This window comes from Sulfuricurvum sp., assembly GCF_028713855.1.
Lineage (GTDB): Bacteria > Campylobacterota > Campylobacteria > Campylobacterales > Sulfurimonadaceae > Sulfuricurvum.
In genome coordinates, this window is record NZ_JAQTNN010000001.1 from 23,396 (window position 1) to 40,744 (window position 17,349).

The following is a 17,349-nucleotide window of genomic DNA, read 5'->3' on the forward strand; positions in this document are numbered from 1 at the left end:
AAAAATAGGTTTATAGTATTTCAATTAAGTATGTTTAAAAGGAGGAAAGAATGAGAGTCAATTCCTATCTTTTTCAAAGTCCCTATTCACAGCCTGTTCAAGTGGGACGTCCTGATCCGATGGCCAAAGAACAAAAGGTGGAACTTACTTCGCAAAATCCGGTGCAAGAGCTTAAATCGACCGTTCCTGAACAGGCAAAGATCAAACCTACGCTAGATTCCGGAGTATCCATTAATATTACTGCGCTAGCGGGTAGTGAGGGGCAAAAAGCGGTGGATACCTTTAATAATGCAAATATAAAAGTTCAGGCACAAAGCACATATCAAAACAGTTAAATAATAGGATTTGAATGAAAAAATATATTAGTGCGTTATTGTTTATATCATTAGTATTATGTGGAAGTGAATTACCCAAAGAGGTAAAAAGTCATCAAAAGATTCAGAAACAAGTATTACAAGCGCCTCAAGCGATTAATATTAAATCCGTTAAGAAAAATGAAGAACAGATAAAAAGAAAGTCGTATCCACGTGGGGTCATCGAAACGCATTAAGAGTTGGTGTTTGATCGTACAATAATTGCAATCTCTTTGGCACTGATAGCCAAAGGAATATGTTATGAATCCTCAGAGTGCCAAACGATCTCTAGCCCATTTATGTGAACGTAAAGTTCCCGTTTTTTTGTGGGGCCCTCCTGGGATCGGTAAATCCTCCATTGTTGCTCAAATTGCTCGTGAAGCTGGGATCGGTTTTATCGATCTGCGTCTTTCTCTTTTAGATCCTACCGACCTTCGCGGTATCCCATTTTTTAACGCTAAAAACGATACTGCCATTTGGGCACCACCGGCATTCTTACCGGATGGAAAACAAGAACGGGGAATACTGTTTCTTGATGAACTAAATACCGCTGCACCGATGGTTCAGGCTTCGGCTTATCAGCTGATTTTAGATCGCAAGATCGGTGAATATCATCTACCCGATGGATGGGCGATTGTTGCTGCCGGAAATCGTGAGAGTGACCGTGGTGTTGTTTTTCGAATGGCCGCTCCGTTGGCAAATCGGTTTGTCCATTTGGAAATGGAAGCAAACGTCGAGGATTGGAGAAACTGGGCGATTGGCTCAGGAATCGAGTCATCCATTATCGCTTATATCTCACACCGTCCCGATGCCCTGTTTGTCTTTAATTCTGAAAGCAGATCTTTTGCTACACCGCGAACATGGCAGTATGTTCATGACATTATGGCCTCAAATCCTGAACCTGATTTAGTGATGGCGATGGTTTCAGGAGCAATCGGCGAGGAGTTAGCCGCGTCATATCTTGGATTTAGAATGGTTGCATCGCAGCTGCCTGATCTGGATGCGATACTAGATGGAACATGCTTTGATATACCGAGTGACCCTTCCGCCTTACATATCCTCTGCACCGCACTCACAATGCGGATTAACGACTATACGGGGAGCAAAAAACTGAATAATCTCATCAGCTATTCACTAAAACTCCCCGGAGAGTTTGCGGTGATGATTATCCAAGATCTTCGTGCCCGTAAAATCGAACTCGATCATGTCGAGAGTTGGCCATTGTGGATGCGTCAATTTAATACATTGCTACGATAATGTCACACGAACAACTGCTCCTCAAAGCAAAATCTCTTTTAACTGTCAAATATCCCTATTTCGGGATGCTCGCTTCGCGACTTAATTTTGAGCCTAGTGAGGGTGTTTCAGGATATGCCAGTAATGGAAAGCGGTTTATCTACAATGTCGCATTTTTAGAGCGTCGAAGTGTCGAGGAAGTGATGTTTATCCTCACCAATGCCGTAATGCACCATGTCCTCTCTCATCAGCAGAGAAAACTAAATCGCAGAGGTCGGTTGTGGCAGTTAGCGACCGATTATGCTATCAATAACTTACTCTTAAAAAGTGGTCTGCATATTCCTGTAGGGGCAAATTACAACAAAGAGTATGAGGAGATGTACGCCGAAGAGATCTATGATGCTTTGAAAAATGATTTGAATCACGGGGAAGAGGATGCATTCGGTGAAAGTGGTGATAGTGTGCCGCAATCAGAATCTATCTCTCAAGACGCAGATGACTTGTCAGGCTTTGCCAATATCGACGGGATAGCAGATGAGATGGATACCGCTGATGAGTCGCAGTGGCAATATGCAGCGTCGATCGCTCAGGAGGTGGCACAGCGCAAGGGGGCTATGCCGCTAGGGTTAGAGAGACTTGGAAAAAAGGTAAAGCCTAGTGAGGTGGATTGGCGGTTTGAGCTCTATAACGCCGTTAATCGTCACATGCGTAATAACTATGCCTTTATGCCTCCGAATAAAAAGCATATTCATCGCGGTATCGCCCTACCATCACTTACCAGCGATACCCTAAGTCTTTGTGTCGCGATCGATACCTCAGGTTCCATCGATGATCAACTTTTGGGAGCATTTATGGAGGAGTTTAAAACCATCATGCAAAATTTCCCCTCGCTCAAAATAGAGCTGATTATAGCCGATGCCAAAGTACACGCTCATCATACGTTTCAAGGGGGAGAGCGAATGGATTTCAGGCTTAAAGGAGGAGGGGGAACGGACTATCGTCCAACCTTTGACTACGTCGAAGCCAACTTGCCGATGACGACGATGTTGCTCTATTTTACTGATGGAGAAGGCTCATACCCGCGTATTCCGCCGAATTATGAAGTGTTATGGGCATTATCACGAAAAGCAAAAGTTCCGTTTGGACGGGGATTAGTCATTTTCGATTAAGAGCATAAATTATTTAAGTGAATTTTGAATTGTTAAGAAAGAGTTAGAAGGTAAAGGTGGCGCAGCGGACGGGACTCGAACCCGCGACCTCCTGCGTGACAGGCAGGCATTCTAACCAACTGAACTACCGCTGCAACCTAAACGAATGGTGGGAATTACAAGACTCGAACTTGTGACATCTACCTTGTAAGGGTAGCGCTCTACCAACTGAGCTAAACTCCCGAGAGTTTTAAAAAAAAATCGAAATAACATATGGCGCAGCGGACGGGACTCGAACCCGCGACCTCCTGCGTGACAGGCAGGCATTCTAACCAACTGAACTACCGCTGCAGCCAAAAATTATGGTGGGAATTACAAGACTCGAACTTGTGACATCTACCTTGTAAGGGTAGCGCTCTACCAACTGAGCTAAACTCCCAAATTAAGATGAAAATCATCTCATTTGTAAAATCAAATAACATTTTTGAAACAAGTGGCGACCCCTAAAGGATTTGAACCTCTGTTCCTACCATGAAGTGATAGTGTCCTTGGCCACTAGACGAAAGGGTCACTGAAATCAACAATATGGTGTCCCGTGATGGATTCGAACCATCGACCCCTTCATTAAAAGTGAAATGCTCTACCAGCTGAGCTAACGGGACCTCTTCAACCATCGAAACTCGGTGATTGTGAGGGCGAAATTATAGGGGAAAGAACTCAGTTTGTCAAGGAAAAATGAACGATTAACTAAAAAACAATTCTCGATCAACATTGAGGAGCATTTTTACCGCCATGAGAACACTTTGTTCTTGGATGTAATTACGATCTCCCTCGAAATGAAATCGCTCGGTATGAACCGATGTTTTAGAGCGTGCACTGATATAAACCGTACCTACCGGCTTAGCGTCTGTTCCTCCGGTAGGCCCAGCAACACCGCTGATGGCTAAAGAAAAATCGGCATAGCTGACGTTCATAGAACCTTCTGACATTTGGAGAACGACTTCTGCACTTACCGCTCCGTGGTCCTCGATAGAGTCATCATCGACGGCGAGCCAGTTCGCTTTTAGGGTATTGGAATAGGTGATAAGTGAACCCTCAAAAATATTGGATGCTCCGCTTTGGGAAGTAAAAAAGTGGGCTAAGGAACCTCCACTGCAGCTTTCGGCAAAGGAGAGCTTTTTATGATGGGAACTGAGCCGTTCGATGATAAATGCGGCAATATTCGTTGCACTGATTACTTTATGGTGCATAAGTCCGCGCGCGGAAGCGATGAACTGAGATAGGTTTCCGTGGCGGCGGGTATGAATACGGATTTTGAGCCACCCTTCAACGAGTTCACTAAATTCCAACTTTACATCGAAGTTCTGTGCTAACGGTTCGAGAAGGGTTTGGGCACTGAGAAGCTCTTCGTTAAAGAGGTGAATGGTTGCTTGACGTGATTCATCATCGATAAGAATCGGTGGAAGCGTTTTACCCTCTGTTGCCAAGATTACATTGATTTCAGAGCTGTTGTGACTCAGTAGATAGCTACCGTTTTCGAGGATACTGGCACGGGAGGGAATGAGCATCTGTTCTTTTAGTATTTGGTTATCAGCAGTAACTGTACTAAGGAGTTTCCCGACAATAGTAAAGGTATTTTTGCTTGTGATAATGATGAGCTTGGATTCGCTTTTTAAAAGCCCTTCGAGGTGTAAAAAAAGTCCCTTATCCGATTCTTCGAAATAACTGATTGAATCAATGGAAGCGAGGCGGTTTTTGATACTACGGAGTATATAACGCTCGAATGCTTCATTCAAAATCAGTCGATTACCTACGAAAATAACATCACGTTTCATGGTTTTCCCGAATATAAATTTGAGATAGTATAGCACAGTGACAGCAAAATTTAATCACCTGAGCGCTATAATGCACCACTTTTTATGTAAGGTAACAGATGGATTATAAAGAGACCCTCCTTCTACCTCAGACCGAATTTCCGATGCGCGGAAACTTGGTTCAAAATGAGCCAGCACGTTATGCTGCGTGGATTGCCAACGATGTTTACGGCAAGATGAAAGCTAATCGCAAAGGTGCAGAGAGCTTCACCTTGCATGATGGACCTCCATATGCCAACGGTCATACCCATATTGGTCATGCCCTCAATAAAATTCTCAAAGATATTATTGTCAAATACCACTATTTCAACGGTAAATCAGTCCGTTTTACTCCGGGTTGGGATTGTCATGGTTTGCCGATCGAACAGCAAGTTGAGAAAAAACTGGGCGGTAAACAGAAAAAAGAGCTTCTCAGCACCGCAGAAGTGCGCCAAATGTGTCGCGATCACGCAAGTGAATTTGTCGATATTCAACGCGCGGAGTTTAAAAAACTGGGTGTTATTGCCGATTGGGACAATCCGTATCTGACAATGGATTCCAAATTCGAAGCAAATATCTACCGTACTTTGTGCTCCGTTGCCAAAAAAGGGTTATTGATCGAGCGTTCAAAACCTGTGTACTGGAGCTGGGCTGAACGCACGGCGCTTGCCGAAGCGGAAGTTGAATACGAAGACAAAGAAGATTATTCGATCTACGTAGCCTTTGAACTAAATGATGATGCAAAAGTGCGTGCCGGGATCGAAGGAAATGCGGCTATTGTGATCTGGACTACAACACCGTGGACACTTCCGGCGAATACAGGAATTTCACTAAACCCGGATGAAATGTATGTTCGAACCAGCGATGGGTATATCGTGGCTGAAAAACGCTATAACGCACTTATCGAAGAGGGTGTATTCAGCGGCAGTATTGTTCAAAAAATCGAAGCGAAAAAGTTTGAAAATCTTTATGCGATCAATCCTCTGAACGGCCGTGGTTCGCACTTGGTCTTGGGTGAGCATGTTTTGATGGAGAACGGTTCTGGATGTGTTCATACGGCACCTGGTCACGGGGAAGATGACTACCGTATCGGTCTTCGCTACAATCTCGAAGTGGTAATGCCGGTCGATGAGACGGGATGTTATGACAATACGATCGTTCGTGAAAAACTTCTTCCCAATGCCGAAGAATTTGTCGGAATGCATATCTTTAAAGCCAATGAGCCGATTATTGCTCTTTTGGGTGAAAGTGCGTTAAAAGTTTCAAAATTCCGTCACTCCTATCCGCACTGCTGGCGTTCTCATACCCCATTGATCTACCGTGCAACGAAGCAATGGTTTATTAGTGTGGACGGGACTCCTGAAGGTGAAACAAAGACCCTTCGCGAGATTGCACAGGCTGAAGTGGCCAAAACAGCTTTTTACCCTGAAAGCGGACGTAACCGTTTAGGTTCAATGGTTGAAAATCGTCCCGACTGGTGTATTTCACGGCAGCGTGATTGGGGTGTACCGATCGCATTTTTTCGTATCAAAGCGACCGGTGAAGTAATTCTCGATGAGAAAGTTCTCAACTTTATCGCGATGATTTTCGAGATGCACAGTACTGATGCATGGTACTCTATGAGTATTGAAGAACTTCTCTATCCGGGATGTTCGTATAAAGCGGATGAACTCGAAAAAGTCTCTGATATTCTCGATGTATGGTTTGACAGCGGTTCAACGTGGAATGCGGTGCTTAAATCACGCAACTACGATGCAGGAACATATCCCGCCGATTTGTATATCGAAGGGTCAGACCAGCATCGCGGATGGTTCCAATCTTCTCTTTTCTTGAGTACGGCAGTTGAGCATATCGCTCCGTACAAAGCGCTTCTTACCCACGGGTTCACCGTTGATGAGAAGGGTGAGAAGATGTCGAAATCCAAAGGGAATGTTGTCGCTCCCGAATCGGTTCTTAAAGAATACGGTTCAGAAATTTTACGTCTGTGGGTGGCAATGAGCGATTATCAGGGAGATTTGAAAATCTCCGGTAATATCCTCAAACAAACGGCGGATCAATACCGTAAACTGCGCAATACCTTCCGTATTATGCTTGCCAATCTTGACGGACTCGAAGCGATTGTACCGTACAGTGAAATGGGTGAGATCGATAAATGGATCGTATCCAAAGCGAAAGAAGTATTTGATGAAACGCATCGTCTTTTCGGAGAATATAACTTTGTTCAAGGTATGAGCGGTTTGAATTATTTCATCGTGAATGAACTCAGCGGAGTCTATATTGATATTACCAAAGATCGTATGTACTGTGATGCAGAGAGTTCAATGGAACGTCGCTCCACTCAAAGTGCGATGGCGATTATCGCTAAATCAATGCTTGGACTTATCGCTCCGATTTTGACCTATACCGCTGACGAGATTTTTGAAAACGCTCCAGCGATTTTAAAAGGATCGGCAAACGATATTTTCGATGTTACCTATGTTTCTATCGAGAGTGTTGAGAGCAGTTGGGATGACGCAACGATGAAAGTTATCCGTGAAAAATTCAATGAAGTCGTGGACGGATTGAAAAAAGAGAAAGTGATCAAAAATACTCTTGAACTCGTTATCTCAACCACGTCATCGTGTGCTAAAGCGATGAAAAAAGCGGATATTGAAGAGTATTTGGTTATCTCTAAATGGTGTGCCTGTGAATTGAAAGATATTTTAGGATCGTTTGAGTATGAGGGGGATAGATTTAATATTGCCCTTGCGTCCAAAGCTAAATGCCCTCGCTGTTGGAAATATCACAGCGAAAAAGAAGAAATGGTATGTCTACGCTGTGCTTCTGTCGTTTCGAGATGGATGGTCGCGGAATGATCGATGTATCTCAACCTGTACCGATGAGCTTTGTTTTTGAAACGATCGGTGTAATTTTCGCTGTCATTGCCTTGGGTATTATGATGGTAAAACAAGCAAAACGTAGAAAGGAAAGTGTATGATAACACTCAAAGAGGCGTTAAAGCTCTCAAAAGAAGAACTTAACTCACTCAAAGAAGAGTTGAAAACCAAAATTGCCGCGAATCCAGATCTTAATGCTTATATCGATGTCCTAAACGTCGGTGAAGGGATTCCGATCGCGATAAAAGATAACATCCAAGTTACGGGATGGTCGGTAACATCTGGATCAAATATCCTCAAAGGGTATATTGCTCCGTACAATGCAACGGTTATTGAAAAACTATTGGCTGCCAATATGTCCCCGTTTGGGCGTACCAATATGGATGAGTTTGCGATGGGCTCAACCACTGAGAGCAGCTGTTACGGTAAAACGCTTAACCCTTTGAATCATAACTGTGTTCCGGGAGGAAGTTCAGGCGGTTCCGCTGCGGCTGTGGCAGCAGGACTTGCAGTTGCGGCTTTGGGAAGTGATACGGGTGGGTCGATCCGTCAACCGGCGGCATTTTGCGGAATCGTCGGGATGAAACCGACTTATGGACGTGTCAGCCGTTACGGTTTGGGTGCATATGCGAGTTCCCTCGATCAAATTGGACCGATGACCCAAAACGTCGAAGATGCGGCAATTTTGTATGACATTATTCAAGGTTACGATCCAAAAGATTCGACAAGTGCGGATCGTAATGACGAAACGGTGAGTGATAAGCTTGATGCTAACGTTAAACTCACGATCGCAATTGTCCCTGATTATGTCAAAGATGCCTCCGAAGATGTTCGCAAAGCGTATGCCAAAGCGGTAGAAGCGCTTAAAAATTCCGGACATACAATCGTCGAAAAATCGCTTATGGACCCGAAATACGATATCTCAGCCTACTATATTACGGCGACGGCTGAAGCAACGACAAATCTTGCCCGTTATGACGGTATCCGTTACGGTAATCGTGTAGAGGGTGATAATCTCAAAGATACCTTCCTTCAAACCCGTTCGCAAGGTTTCGGTGCCGAAGTGCAACGTCGTATTATGCTCGGAAACTTCGTCCTCTCTTCAGGCTACTATGATGCGTATTACGTTAAAGCGCAAAAGGTACGTACGTTGATTCAAGAGGAGTATAATAAGATCTTTGAAGAGGTCGATTTGATACTTACTCCAGTCGCTCCGCGAACAGCGTACGAATTCGGTGCTCTCAATGATCCGCTTGAGATGTATTTGAGCGATATTTATACCATTTCGGTTAATCTCGCCGGTCTTCCTGCGATCTCTTTGCCAATTGATACAGCTGAAAATGGGATGCCTGTAGGTCTTCAACTGATAGCCGCTCCGTATGCGGAGCAAACACTCTTTAACGGGGCACTTAGCCTCGAAACTCAATTACAAGGATAAACTCATGAATATTCGTAAACGCGCCCTCACTTTTGAAGATGTATTGCTCATCCCGAAATACTCTGAGGTTCTTCCTAGAGAGGTGAGTTTAAAAACCATGTTGACTCGCAATATTTCCCTTAATATTCCGATGGTCTCTGCGGCGATGGATACGGTAACCGAATATCGTGCGGCGATCGCAATGGCCCATTTGGGCGGTATCGGAATTATCCATAAAAATATGGATATTGAAACCCAAGTAAAGCAGATTAAAAAAGTAAAAAAATCTGAAAGCGGTATCATTATCGATCCGATTTTTGTCCATCCGAACGCTACATTGGAAGATGCCGAAGCCCTCATGAATGAGTTTAAAATATCCGGTGTTCCGGTTGTAGATGAACATAATAAATTGCTCGGAATCTTGACTAATCGTGATATGCGTTTTGAAAAAGACTTGTCGAAGTTGGCTATCGACGCGATGACTCCTATGCCGCTTATTACTGCAAAAGCAGGGATCACTTTGGCGGATGCTGAGCAAATGATGCACGTTAATAAAATCGAAAAACTTCCTATCATCGATGATAACGGGTTGCTAAAAGGATTAGTAACAATTAAAGACATCAAAAAGCGTATCGAATATCCTCATGCTAACAAAGATGATTTCGGTCGTCTTCGTGTCGGTGCCGCAATCGGTGTGGGACAGCTTGATCGAGCTCGTGCTCTTGTTGATGCCGGTGTCGATGTTTTGGTTCTCGATTCGGCTCACGGTCACTCAAAAGGGATTTTAGACACCGTTAAAGCAATCAAAAAAGAGATGGTCGTTGATATTATCGCAGGAAATGTTGCAACGGGTGAAGCGACATTGGCACTTATCGAAGCTGGTGCTGACGGTGTCAAAGTAGGTATCGGACCGGGGTCTATCTGTACGACCCGTATCGTAGCCGGTGTCGGCGTTCCTCAAATCTCGGCTATTGATGAGTGTGCAGCGGTAGGACGACAACATGGAGTACCGATCATCGCCGATGGCGGTATTCGTTATTCGGGTGACATTGCTAAAGCGCTTGCCGTTGGTGCGAGCGTTATTATGGCTGGCTCACTTCTCGCCGGAACCGAAGAATCACCGGGCGATACCATCATGTATCAAGGGCGTCAGTACAAATCATACCGCGGTATGGGTTCTATCGGTGCGATGACCAAAGGTTCAACTGATCGTTATTTCCAAGAAGGGACAGCGGCTGATAAATTGGTTCCGGAAGGGATTGAGGGGCGCGTACCGTTTCGTGGAAGTATTGCTGCGGTAGTTCATCAAATGATGGGTGGTTTACGCTCTTCTATGGGGTATTGCGGATCAGAGAGTATTGAAGCTTTCTGGGACAAAGCGGAATTTGTTGAAATTACCAGTGCAGGGCTTAAAGAGTCTCATGTTCATGATGTTATCATTACACAAGAAGCACCAAACTACCACGTATAAACTCCATTTATATGGCTTAATCCTACTAAAATAGTAGGATTACTTGGGAAAAGTGTAAAATCACGATACAATAATTTACAAAACAATGTAAAGGATGATTATGCAACTTCAAACTGAAGCGCTTCACGCAGGATATGACAAAGACTCTCAAAGTACGATGGCAGTGCCCATTTATCAAACGACTGCATACGAGTTTCGTGATGTTGAACATGCGGCAAATTTATTTGCTCTTAAAGAGTTGGGAAATATTTATACACGTCTGAATAATCCGACAACCGATGTTTTTGAAAAACGGTTTGCGCAACTTGAAGGAGGTGCTGCAGCTTTAGCCGGTGCAAGCGGTATGGCCTCTATCTTTTATGCAATTGCCAATGCGGCTGAATCGGGAGATAACATTATCTGTGCCCGTCAACTCTACGGCGGGACATTGACTCAAGCGTCGTACACGTTAAAACGTTTCGGAATTCAAGCCCGTTATTTCGATGTGCAAAATCCAATTGAGATCGAAGCACTGGTCGATGATAAAACCAAAGCGATTTTCTTTGAATCATTAACCAACCCTAGCATCGATGTGGCTGATATTTCTGCAATTACCGCGATTGCGAAAAAACACGGCATCCTCACTATCGTTGATAACACGGTAGCGACTCCGGTCCTTTGCCGTCCATTCGAACATGGTGTCGATGTCGTAGTTCACAGTGCTAGTAAATATACGACGGGACAAGGGCTTGCTATCGGTGGGATTATGGTTGAGCGTAACGGTTTGATCGATTTGATCAAAGGAAATGCACGCTATCCGCAGTTTAATGAGCCGGATGAGAGTTATCACGGTTTAGTCTATGTAGATGTACCGTTGCCTCTCTTTACCCTTCGTGCGCGTCTTTCGCTTTTGCGTGATTTGGGTGCAGTAGTATCCCCGTTTAACTCATGGCTTTTTATCCAAGGGATCGAAACACTCTCTCTTCGTATGCGTGAACATTCACGTAACGCTCAAGTGGTTGCAGAGTTTTTAGAGTCTCATCCGATGGTCAAAAAAGTGAACTATCCGGGGTTGAAAAGCAATAGCAATTATGCTAATGCACAGCGTTATTTTGATAACGGTATGGCAAGCGGCTTGCTTAGTTTTGAAGTGGAGAGTTTTGAAGCGGCGAAAAAAATCGTTGATGCTACAAAGCTATTTTCACTGGTTGTGAATATCGGCGATTCCAAATCAATCATTACCCATCCGGCATCGACAACTCATCAGCAATTATCTCAAGAAGAGTTAGTGGCATGCGGTGTCCCATCAGGGCTTATTCGTCTGAGCATCGGGCTTGAAGCATCGTCCGATTTGATTGATGATTTAACTCAGGCATTGAACGCGTAAAGGGTCTTATGTTAAATCTGCAAATTCACAGTGAGCATTTTACCAACCCTCTCTATTTGGAGAGCGGGCGTATCTTGGAACCGTATGACATCGTTTATGAGACGTACGGGGAGCTCAATGAAGCACGGGATAATGTGATTGTGATTTGCCATGCCCTCACAGGTTCTCATCATGCGGCTGGGACGTATGAAGGGGACAATAAAAGTGGTTGGTGGGATGGACTCATAGGTCAGGGAAAAGCGGTCGATACCGACAAATTTTTCGTGATCTGCACCAATGTTATAGGGAGCTGTTTCGGCTCAACCGGGCCGATGTCACCTCGTTATCCGTACAATGAACCGTACCGTTATAAATTTCCGGTTGTTACAATTTTGGATATGGTTAAAGCACAGCGGATTTTGTTTGACCGTTTGGGAATCCATCAGGTGCATGCCGTGATCGGAGGATCGATGGGAGGGATGCAAGCCCTCGCATTCGCTGTCTATTTCCCGAATTTCGCCAAAAAGATCATCGCTATGGCGACGACTGCAGCAACGCAAGCATGGGCGATAGCATTTAATAAAGTAGCCCAAGAGGCAATCCTCAAAGATCCTGAGTTTAAAAATGGCTATTATGATCCCGAGGTGATTCATGAAAACGGTCTTTCAGGTATGGCAATAGGACGTATGGCGGGACATATCAGCTTTTTGTCCCATCAGTCAATGGAGAAAAAATTCGGACGTGAATACAAACGAACGGACGGTTTGTATGAGCTGTTCGGCAAATTTCAGGTCGAGTCGTATTTGGAATATAACGGCTATAACTTTACAAAGTGGTTTGATCCACTATCGTATCTGTATATCACCAAAGCAATCAATATCTATGATCTCTCACGGGGATTTGATTCACTCGAAGAGGCGTTGAATAAGATTAATGCCGAACTTTATTTGGTAGGGTTTGAAAAAGATATTCTTTTTCTCCCCTCAGAGATGGAAGCGATACATACGTCTATGCGAGCATTAGGGAAAACCAACAGTGATTATCTAGAAGTTACGAGTGATTACGGTCATGACGCTTTTTTAGTGGAAATTGATAAAATAGAGAATTACATTCGGGAGGCACTATGAAGAGCGAAGAAAGTTTTGAGACGAAGATTAGCAATGCTAAAGCAGTTTTAGAAAAACTGATGGATCCTGCATTACCAATGAACGAGAGTGTCAAAGCGTATGAAGAGGGAATGAAAGAACTCCGCGCTGCGGAAACGATGCTCCAAAACGCTCAAATGCAGATCCAAATTATCAAGAATCAGGAGCAATAATGCGCGTAGCCATACTCCAACTTCCTTCCATCGGCATGGGGAGCAATAAACTCGAAAATTATGCTCGTGTCGCGAGTCAAAAAGGGGTAAAACTCATTTTAATGGGTGAATATCTCTTAAACCCATTTTTTAAAGAGTTGATTCAAACCCCTGTGAGTATGATTGCTGAACAAAGTACACATCAAATAGAAACACTAAAAGCACTGGCTCTCAAATACGATCTTACCTTTGTCGCTCCTATCGTCACGGTGAAGAAAAAAGAGTGTACTAAAATGATTGCAAAAATCAATGGACGAAGTGTTATGTATTATCCTCAGCAATTTTTGATCAACTACCCTCACTGGAATGAAGAAAAGTTTTTTAATAACCCGATAGAGGCGGTAAAGCCTCCTATGGTTTTTGCGTGTGAAGGGTTTAAATTTGCTGTTATGGGCGGTTTCGAGACCCATTTTGATCCGTTGTGGGAAGCTGTCAGTGCAAAAGCAGTCGACGTTGTATTAATCCCGAGCGCTTCAACATTTGAATCGCATAACCGATGGCGTGAGTTGATTAAAACACGGGCGTTTACCCACAATTGCTATATTTTGCGTGCCAATCGCGTTGGAGAATATTGTGATGAGAAACATGCATGGAAGTTTTACGGTGACTCAATGGTTGTCTCTCCTGATGGCGAAATAGAAGCAGATTTGGGGAATACCGAAGAACTTTTAATTATGGACTTGGATCGTAAAAGTCTTACCGAATCACGAAAAGGCTGGGGGTTTAAAGAGGCGTTACGAAAACGGAAATAGGGTGAAAAAGTTAATTTTTCTCATTATTATTTTTACCGCAAGTCTTTATGCTTACCTTTTGCCAGCAAATCAGTATATGTTGGTCCCGGTTGAGAAGTCCATATCGTACATGGAGGATAAGCAGGGAAATTTAACGTACCGGCAGGTACAACATGAGTCTTTTACTCCCTATAATGAAGAACACAGTATAAACTTTGGATTTACAAAATCCGTATACTGGTTTAAAATGGATATTCAAAACTTTTCTTCCGGCGACATCTGCTGGTGGATGAAAATCGATTATCCTCTTTTAGAGCTAATTGATATCTATCTTATTGCTCCCGATGATCATTTGATCAAACACCAACGGATGGGGACGTCTCAACCTTTTGCCTCACGTGAAATTGCATCTCATCATTTTATTTCTGAGCTTCCTCTTCATGATATTGCGAATGCAACTTTATTGATACGGGTTAAAACGCAAAGCTCGATGCAGCTGCCTCTCTTGATACTTCCCTCCAGTGGTCTCACGGAAGATATTGAGCAGAATAATTTGTTTGTGGGGATATATTACGGTATCTTTTTTATTGTTCTACTGTATAACATAGTTCTATTTGTATATACTAGAGACCGTAATTATCTCCGATACATCCTTTTTATCGTCTCTTTTATCCTTTGGCAACTCTCATTTGACGGTCTAGGGATCAAATATATTTGGGGAGATACACGGTGGTTGATTGATCATGGATCGAGTGCATTGATTGCTTTTACCGCGTTTTGTGCCCTCTATTTTAGCCGCCATTTTTTAAATACCCCTTTGTACTCACCCAAAACAGATAAAGTGATTGTTTTTGTTATGGTGATTAGTCTGTTGATGTCAGCAGCATCTTTGATATTTCCCTATGGAGATGTTATTCCTATCAATGCTGCTCTAGCTTCGTTGATACCGATTATTTTGTTGATTGCCGGATTGGCTGTTATGCGACACGAGTACAGAGCTGCCCGTTTTTATGTTGCCGGATGGAGTTCGTTTTTAATTGCAACCATCATTTTTGCTTTTAATAAATTTGATTTGATTCCTACTTTTTACGGTGTAAACCATGCACAGCAGATCGGATCGGCAATTGAGATGATTTTTCTTTCCCTTGCTCTTGCAGATCGGGTTTATCTTTTACAGCGCGAATACATCGGAAAGCTCAATCGGCTCAATGATATGCTTAGAGAAAAAGTTGAGATAGCCTTGAATGAAGCACGCCTTAAAGACCGTCTTTTCGTACAGCAATCCAGACTGGCGGCCATGGGGGAGATGATCGAACAAATTGCCCATCAATGGCGTCAACCGTTGCATACTCTGGCCCTCATCAATCAAGATATGTATGTCAAGCACAAACTTGGGGTATGCGATGACCTCTGCTTTGAAAAAAGTCATGAGAGTGTTGATGAACATTTACAATATCTTTCTAAAACGATCGATGATTTCCGTAATTTTTACAAAACCGATAAATCCAAATCACTTGAAGATATTGGGGATTTGGCACTGGATGCACTGCGGCTTAGTGACGTATTTTTAAAATATGCAAAGATTAAAACGGATTTGAATATTTCATCATCGCATAAAGTAAATATTGCCAAAAATGAAATGCTTCAGGTTTTGATGAATCTGATTAAAAATGCACATGATGCGATTGTGGAACAACGGATAACGGATGGAAAAATCAATATAAACGTTGAAGATGATGGTAGCGGTGTAAAAGTGAGTGTAGAGGATAACGCAGGAGGGATTCCTCCGAATGTAATGGAGAAAATTTTCGATATCTATTTTACGACAAAAGATCCGGAATATGGAACCGGGTTAGGATTGCATATGTCTAAATATATTATTGAAGAGAGTTTTGGTGGTAAAATAACGGTAGAAAATATTCCGGGAGGAGTCCGTTTTATTATTTTTCTTTTAGGGGAAGAGGGACAGGCATTACCTATTAACGATGATATTCACAGGAGAAACGTATGATACATTATTTCCACCGTCAAGTTCAATTATGGGGAGAAGAGACACAAAAGTCACTTCAGTTAAAACGAATTGCGATTATTGGTAGTGGCGGGCTTGGAAGCTCGTTAGCCTTTGCCCTGGGTGCATCTGGGATCGGAGAGATCCATATGGTGGATTTTGATGAAGTGAGTCTGCATAATATTCATCGCCAGATTGCTTTTAAAATGGGGGATGAAGGGAAATACAAGGCCGAAGTATGTGCAACATTGATTGAAGAACGCTGTCCTTATGTTAAAGCATTTGCGCACGTTTGTAATTTTGATGAATTTACCCAAAAAAATATAGAAGTAGATTTAATTATTGATGCTACCGATAACCTTCCCTCTCGCGGTGCAATTAATATGTATGCAAAAGGTAAAAATTTACCATGGCTTTATGGATCGGTTGAAGCATTTAACGGTCAGGTGTGCTTTTTTGAGGAAGCCTCGTTTAATGAGCTTTTTAAGATTACACAGAAAACTCCTGCCGGGATTGCTGCGCCGATTGTCATGCATATTGCATCACTTCAGGCAAACTTGGCATTACGCTATTTAGCAGGGCTTAGTGTTAAAAAAGACACGTTGTATTATCTTTTCTTTAATAATGAAGGAGAACTGGTAACGCAGAAATTCGCGTTACCTAAATGTGAAGCTTAAAGGGTAGAAATATATTTGGCTAATGCGTCGATTTGCACGTCATTAAGCCCTTTGGCTTGACCTTGCATAACAGCTTTCATCTCTTTGCCATATGTACCGGACTGGTACCCTTTTAGAGCATCTTTACTTTGAGTTTCTTTCCATCCTGCAATTATTTGTGACTTCCCTAATGCTGATTTCTCTGCTTTGCTTCCATGACAGGCAGCGCATTTCTGTCCAAATAATCCTCCGCCATCAACAGAAGCTGTTTCCGTAGTGACAGAGGCCTTTACTATTGTAGGTGCTGATGTGGTTTTGGCTGGTTCTGTAACAGGAGTTGAACTTTCATTAGCTTCTAATGCTGGAACGATTGACTGGGTTGTTGTTTGAGGTACTGCAGTCGCTACTTCTGTCTGTGTAGAATCACTGCATCCAATTAAAAGAAGGGAACAAAGAATGGGAAGAAAAGTTTTCATAAAGAATACTCCTAAAATAATTTAGGACAGTTTACGATAAGTTAGATTGATTTTGTTTTAAGAGAGAGAAGTAAAACGGGAAAGTTTCGCACCGAAGTGCGAAACACTCATACTAAGTAAAAACTTATTTAGCAGGAGTTGCAGCAGCGTCAGCAGCAGGCGCAGCAGCGTCAACAGGCGCAGCAGCGTCAACAGGTGCAGCAGCGTCAGCAGCAGGTGCAGCAGCGTCAGCAGCAGGTGCAGCTTCTTCAGCAGGCATAGCAGCTTCAGCTACTGGTGCAGCAGCTTCTTCAGTTTTAGCAGCATCGCTGCATCCGATAAACATTGCAGCTAAAAGTAGTGCAGAAACGATTTTCATCATGTAAGGCTCCTTAAAAAATATGACGGAAGTATACCACTACTCCCCCCATTCTTGTCAAGTG

Annotated in this window: 17 protein-coding genes and 6 tRNA genes; 14 read left to right on the forward strand and 9 right to left on the reverse strand. The window is 43.1% G+C overall.

The window, feature by feature from the left end; translation table 11 throughout:
* Positions 1–50 precede the first annotated feature (50 nt).
* From PHI47_RS00155 to PHI47_RS00170, 4 genes are all read left to right on the forward strand, one after another.
* Positions 51–335, forward strand: coding sequence for a hypothetical protein (locus PHI47_RS00155; protein ID WP_299932188.1), 285 nt, complete (start codon positions 51–53; stop codon positions 333–335).
* A gap of 14 nt (positions 336–349) precedes the next feature.
* On the forward strand, positions 350–550 hold the full coding sequence (locus PHI47_RS00160; RefSeq protein WP_299932191.1) for a hypothetical protein: 201 nt from the start codon (positions 350–352) through the stop codon (positions 548–550).
* A 64-nt stretch (positions 551–614) separates the two neighbouring features.
* Positions 615–1,610 carry a MoxR family ATPase gene (locus PHI47_RS00165; protein ID WP_299932193.1) on the forward strand — a complete coding sequence of 332 codons (996 nt, stop codon included), beginning with the start codon at positions 615–617 and terminating at the stop codon, positions 1,608–1,610.
* Positions 1,610–2,758, forward strand: coding sequence for a VWA-like domain-containing protein (locus PHI47_RS00170; protein WP_299932196.1), 1,149 nt, complete (start codon positions 1,610–1,612; stop codon positions 2,756–2,758). The genes PHI47_RS00165 and PHI47_RS00170 overlap by 1 nt, the downstream gene beginning before the upstream one ends.
* A 57-nt stretch (positions 2,759–2,815) precedes the next feature.
* Here the strand turns inward: PHI47_RS00170 and PHI47_RS00175 are convergent.
* From PHI47_RS00175 to PHI47_RS00205, 7 genes are all read right to left on the reverse strand, one after another.
* Positions 2,816–2,892, reverse strand: a tRNA-Asp gene (locus PHI47_RS00175).
* 12 nt (positions 2,893–2,904) lie between these two features.
* Positions 2,905–2,980 (reverse strand) — tRNA-Val (locus PHI47_RS00180).
* 31 nt (positions 2,981–3,011) lie between these two features.
* A tRNA-Asp gene (locus PHI47_RS00185) sits at positions 3,012–3,088 on the reverse strand.
* Between the two features lie 12 nt (positions 3,089–3,100).
* Positions 3,101–3,176 (reverse strand) — tRNA-Val (locus tag PHI47_RS00190).
* A 55-nt stretch (positions 3,177–3,231) separates the two neighbouring features.
* A tRNA-Glu gene (locus PHI47_RS00195) sits at positions 3,232–3,307 on the reverse strand.
* A 16-nt stretch (positions 3,308–3,323) separates the two neighbouring features.
* Positions 3,324–3,399 (reverse strand) — tRNA-Lys (locus PHI47_RS00200).
* An 81-nt stretch (positions 3,400–3,480) separates the two neighbouring features.
* Complete coding sequence (locus PHI47_RS00205; protein ID WP_299932199.1) at positions 3,481–4,572, reverse strand: CinA family protein; 1,092 nt, start codon at positions 4,570–4,572, stop codon at positions 3,481–3,483.
* Positions 4,573–4,670: 98 nt separating this feature from the next.
* On the opposite strand from PHI47_RS00205, the gene ileS reads away from it, so the two are divergent.
* The 10 genes from ileS to PHI47_RS00255 all read left to right on the forward strand — a co-directional run bounded on the left by ileS (position 4,671) and on the right by PHI47_RS00255 (position 16,472).
* Positions 4,671–7,445 carry an isoleucine--tRNA ligase gene (gene ileS / locus PHI47_RS00210; RefSeq protein WP_299932202.1) on the forward strand — a complete coding sequence of 925 codons (2,775 nt, stop codon included), beginning with the start codon at positions 4,671–4,673 and terminating at the stop codon, positions 7,443–7,445.
* The gene (locus PHI47_RS00215) at positions 7,427–7,567 is read left to right on the forward strand and encodes a hypothetical protein (protein ID WP_299932205.1); all 141 of its coding nucleotides are present in this window, start codon (positions 7,427–7,429) and stop codon (positions 7,565–7,567) included. The genes ileS and PHI47_RS00215 overlap by 19 nt, the downstream gene beginning before the upstream one ends.
* On the forward strand, positions 7,564–8,904 hold the full coding sequence (gene gatA, locus PHI47_RS00220; RefSeq protein WP_299932208.1) for an Asp-tRNA(Asn)/Glu-tRNA(Gln) amidotransferase subunit GatA: 1,341 nt from the start codon (positions 7,564–7,566) through the stop codon (positions 8,902–8,904). Before PHI47_RS00215 ends, gatA begins: the two co-directional genes overlap by 4 nt.
* 4 nt (positions 8,905–8,908) lie before the next feature.
* Entirely contained in the window at positions 8,909–10,354 is a 1,446-nt protein-coding gene (gene guaB, locus PHI47_RS00225) for an IMP dehydrogenase (protein ID WP_299932211.1), read from the forward strand.
* A gap of 100 nt (positions 10,355–10,454) precedes the next feature.
* Positions 10,455–11,720: an O-acetylhomoserine aminocarboxypropyltransferase/cysteine synthase family protein gene (locus tag PHI47_RS00230; protein WP_299932214.1), complete on the forward strand. Its 1,266-nt coding sequence runs from the start codon at positions 10,455–10,457 to the stop codon at positions 11,718–11,720.
* A gap of 8 nt (positions 11,721–11,728) precedes the next feature.
* On the forward strand, positions 11,729–12,826 hold the full coding sequence (locus tag PHI47_RS00235; protein WP_299932219.1) for a homoserine O-acetyltransferase: 1,098 nt from the start codon (positions 11,729–11,731) through the stop codon (positions 12,824–12,826).
* The gene (gene xseB / locus PHI47_RS00240; RefSeq protein ID WP_299932222.1) at positions 12,823–13,017 is read left to right on the forward strand and encodes an exodeoxyribonuclease VII small subunit; all 195 of its coding nucleotides are present in this window, start codon (positions 12,823–12,825) and stop codon (positions 13,015–13,017) included. Before PHI47_RS00235 ends, xseB begins: the two co-directional genes overlap by 4 nt.
* A complete protein-coding gene (locus tag PHI47_RS00245; RefSeq protein WP_299932225.1) occupies positions 13,017–13,808 on the forward strand; it encodes a carbon-nitrogen hydrolase family protein in 792 nt (263 codons plus the stop codon). Before xseB ends, PHI47_RS00245 begins: the two co-directional genes overlap by 1 nt.
* Before the next feature lies 1 nt (position 13,809).
* On the forward strand, positions 13,810–15,798 hold the full coding sequence (locus PHI47_RS00250; RefSeq protein ID WP_299932228.1) for a sensor histidine kinase: 1,989 nt from the start codon (positions 13,810–13,812) through the stop codon (positions 15,796–15,798).
* Positions 15,795–16,472: a ThiF family adenylyltransferase gene (locus PHI47_RS00255; protein WP_299932231.1), complete on the forward strand. Its 678-nt coding sequence runs from the start codon at positions 15,795–15,797 to the stop codon at positions 16,470–16,472. Before PHI47_RS00250 ends, PHI47_RS00255 begins: the two co-directional genes overlap by 4 nt.
* Here PHI47_RS00255 and PHI47_RS00260 read toward each other — a convergent pair.
* Both PHI47_RS00260 and PHI47_RS00265 read right to left on the reverse strand, forming a co-directional pair.
* Positions 16,469–16,927 carry a c-type cytochrome gene (locus tag PHI47_RS00260; protein WP_299932234.1) on the reverse strand — a complete coding sequence of 153 codons (459 nt, stop codon included), beginning with the start codon at positions 16,925–16,927 and terminating at the stop codon, positions 16,469–16,471. The genes PHI47_RS00255 and PHI47_RS00260 overlap by 4 nt on opposite strands.
* A 124-nt stretch (positions 16,928–17,051) precedes the next feature.
* Positions 17,052–17,252, reverse strand: a complete 201-nt coding sequence (locus tag PHI47_RS00265) for a hypothetical protein (protein WP_299932237.1) — start codon at positions 17,250–17,252, stop codon at positions 17,052–17,054.
* Positions 17,253–17,349 lie beyond the last annotated feature (97 nt).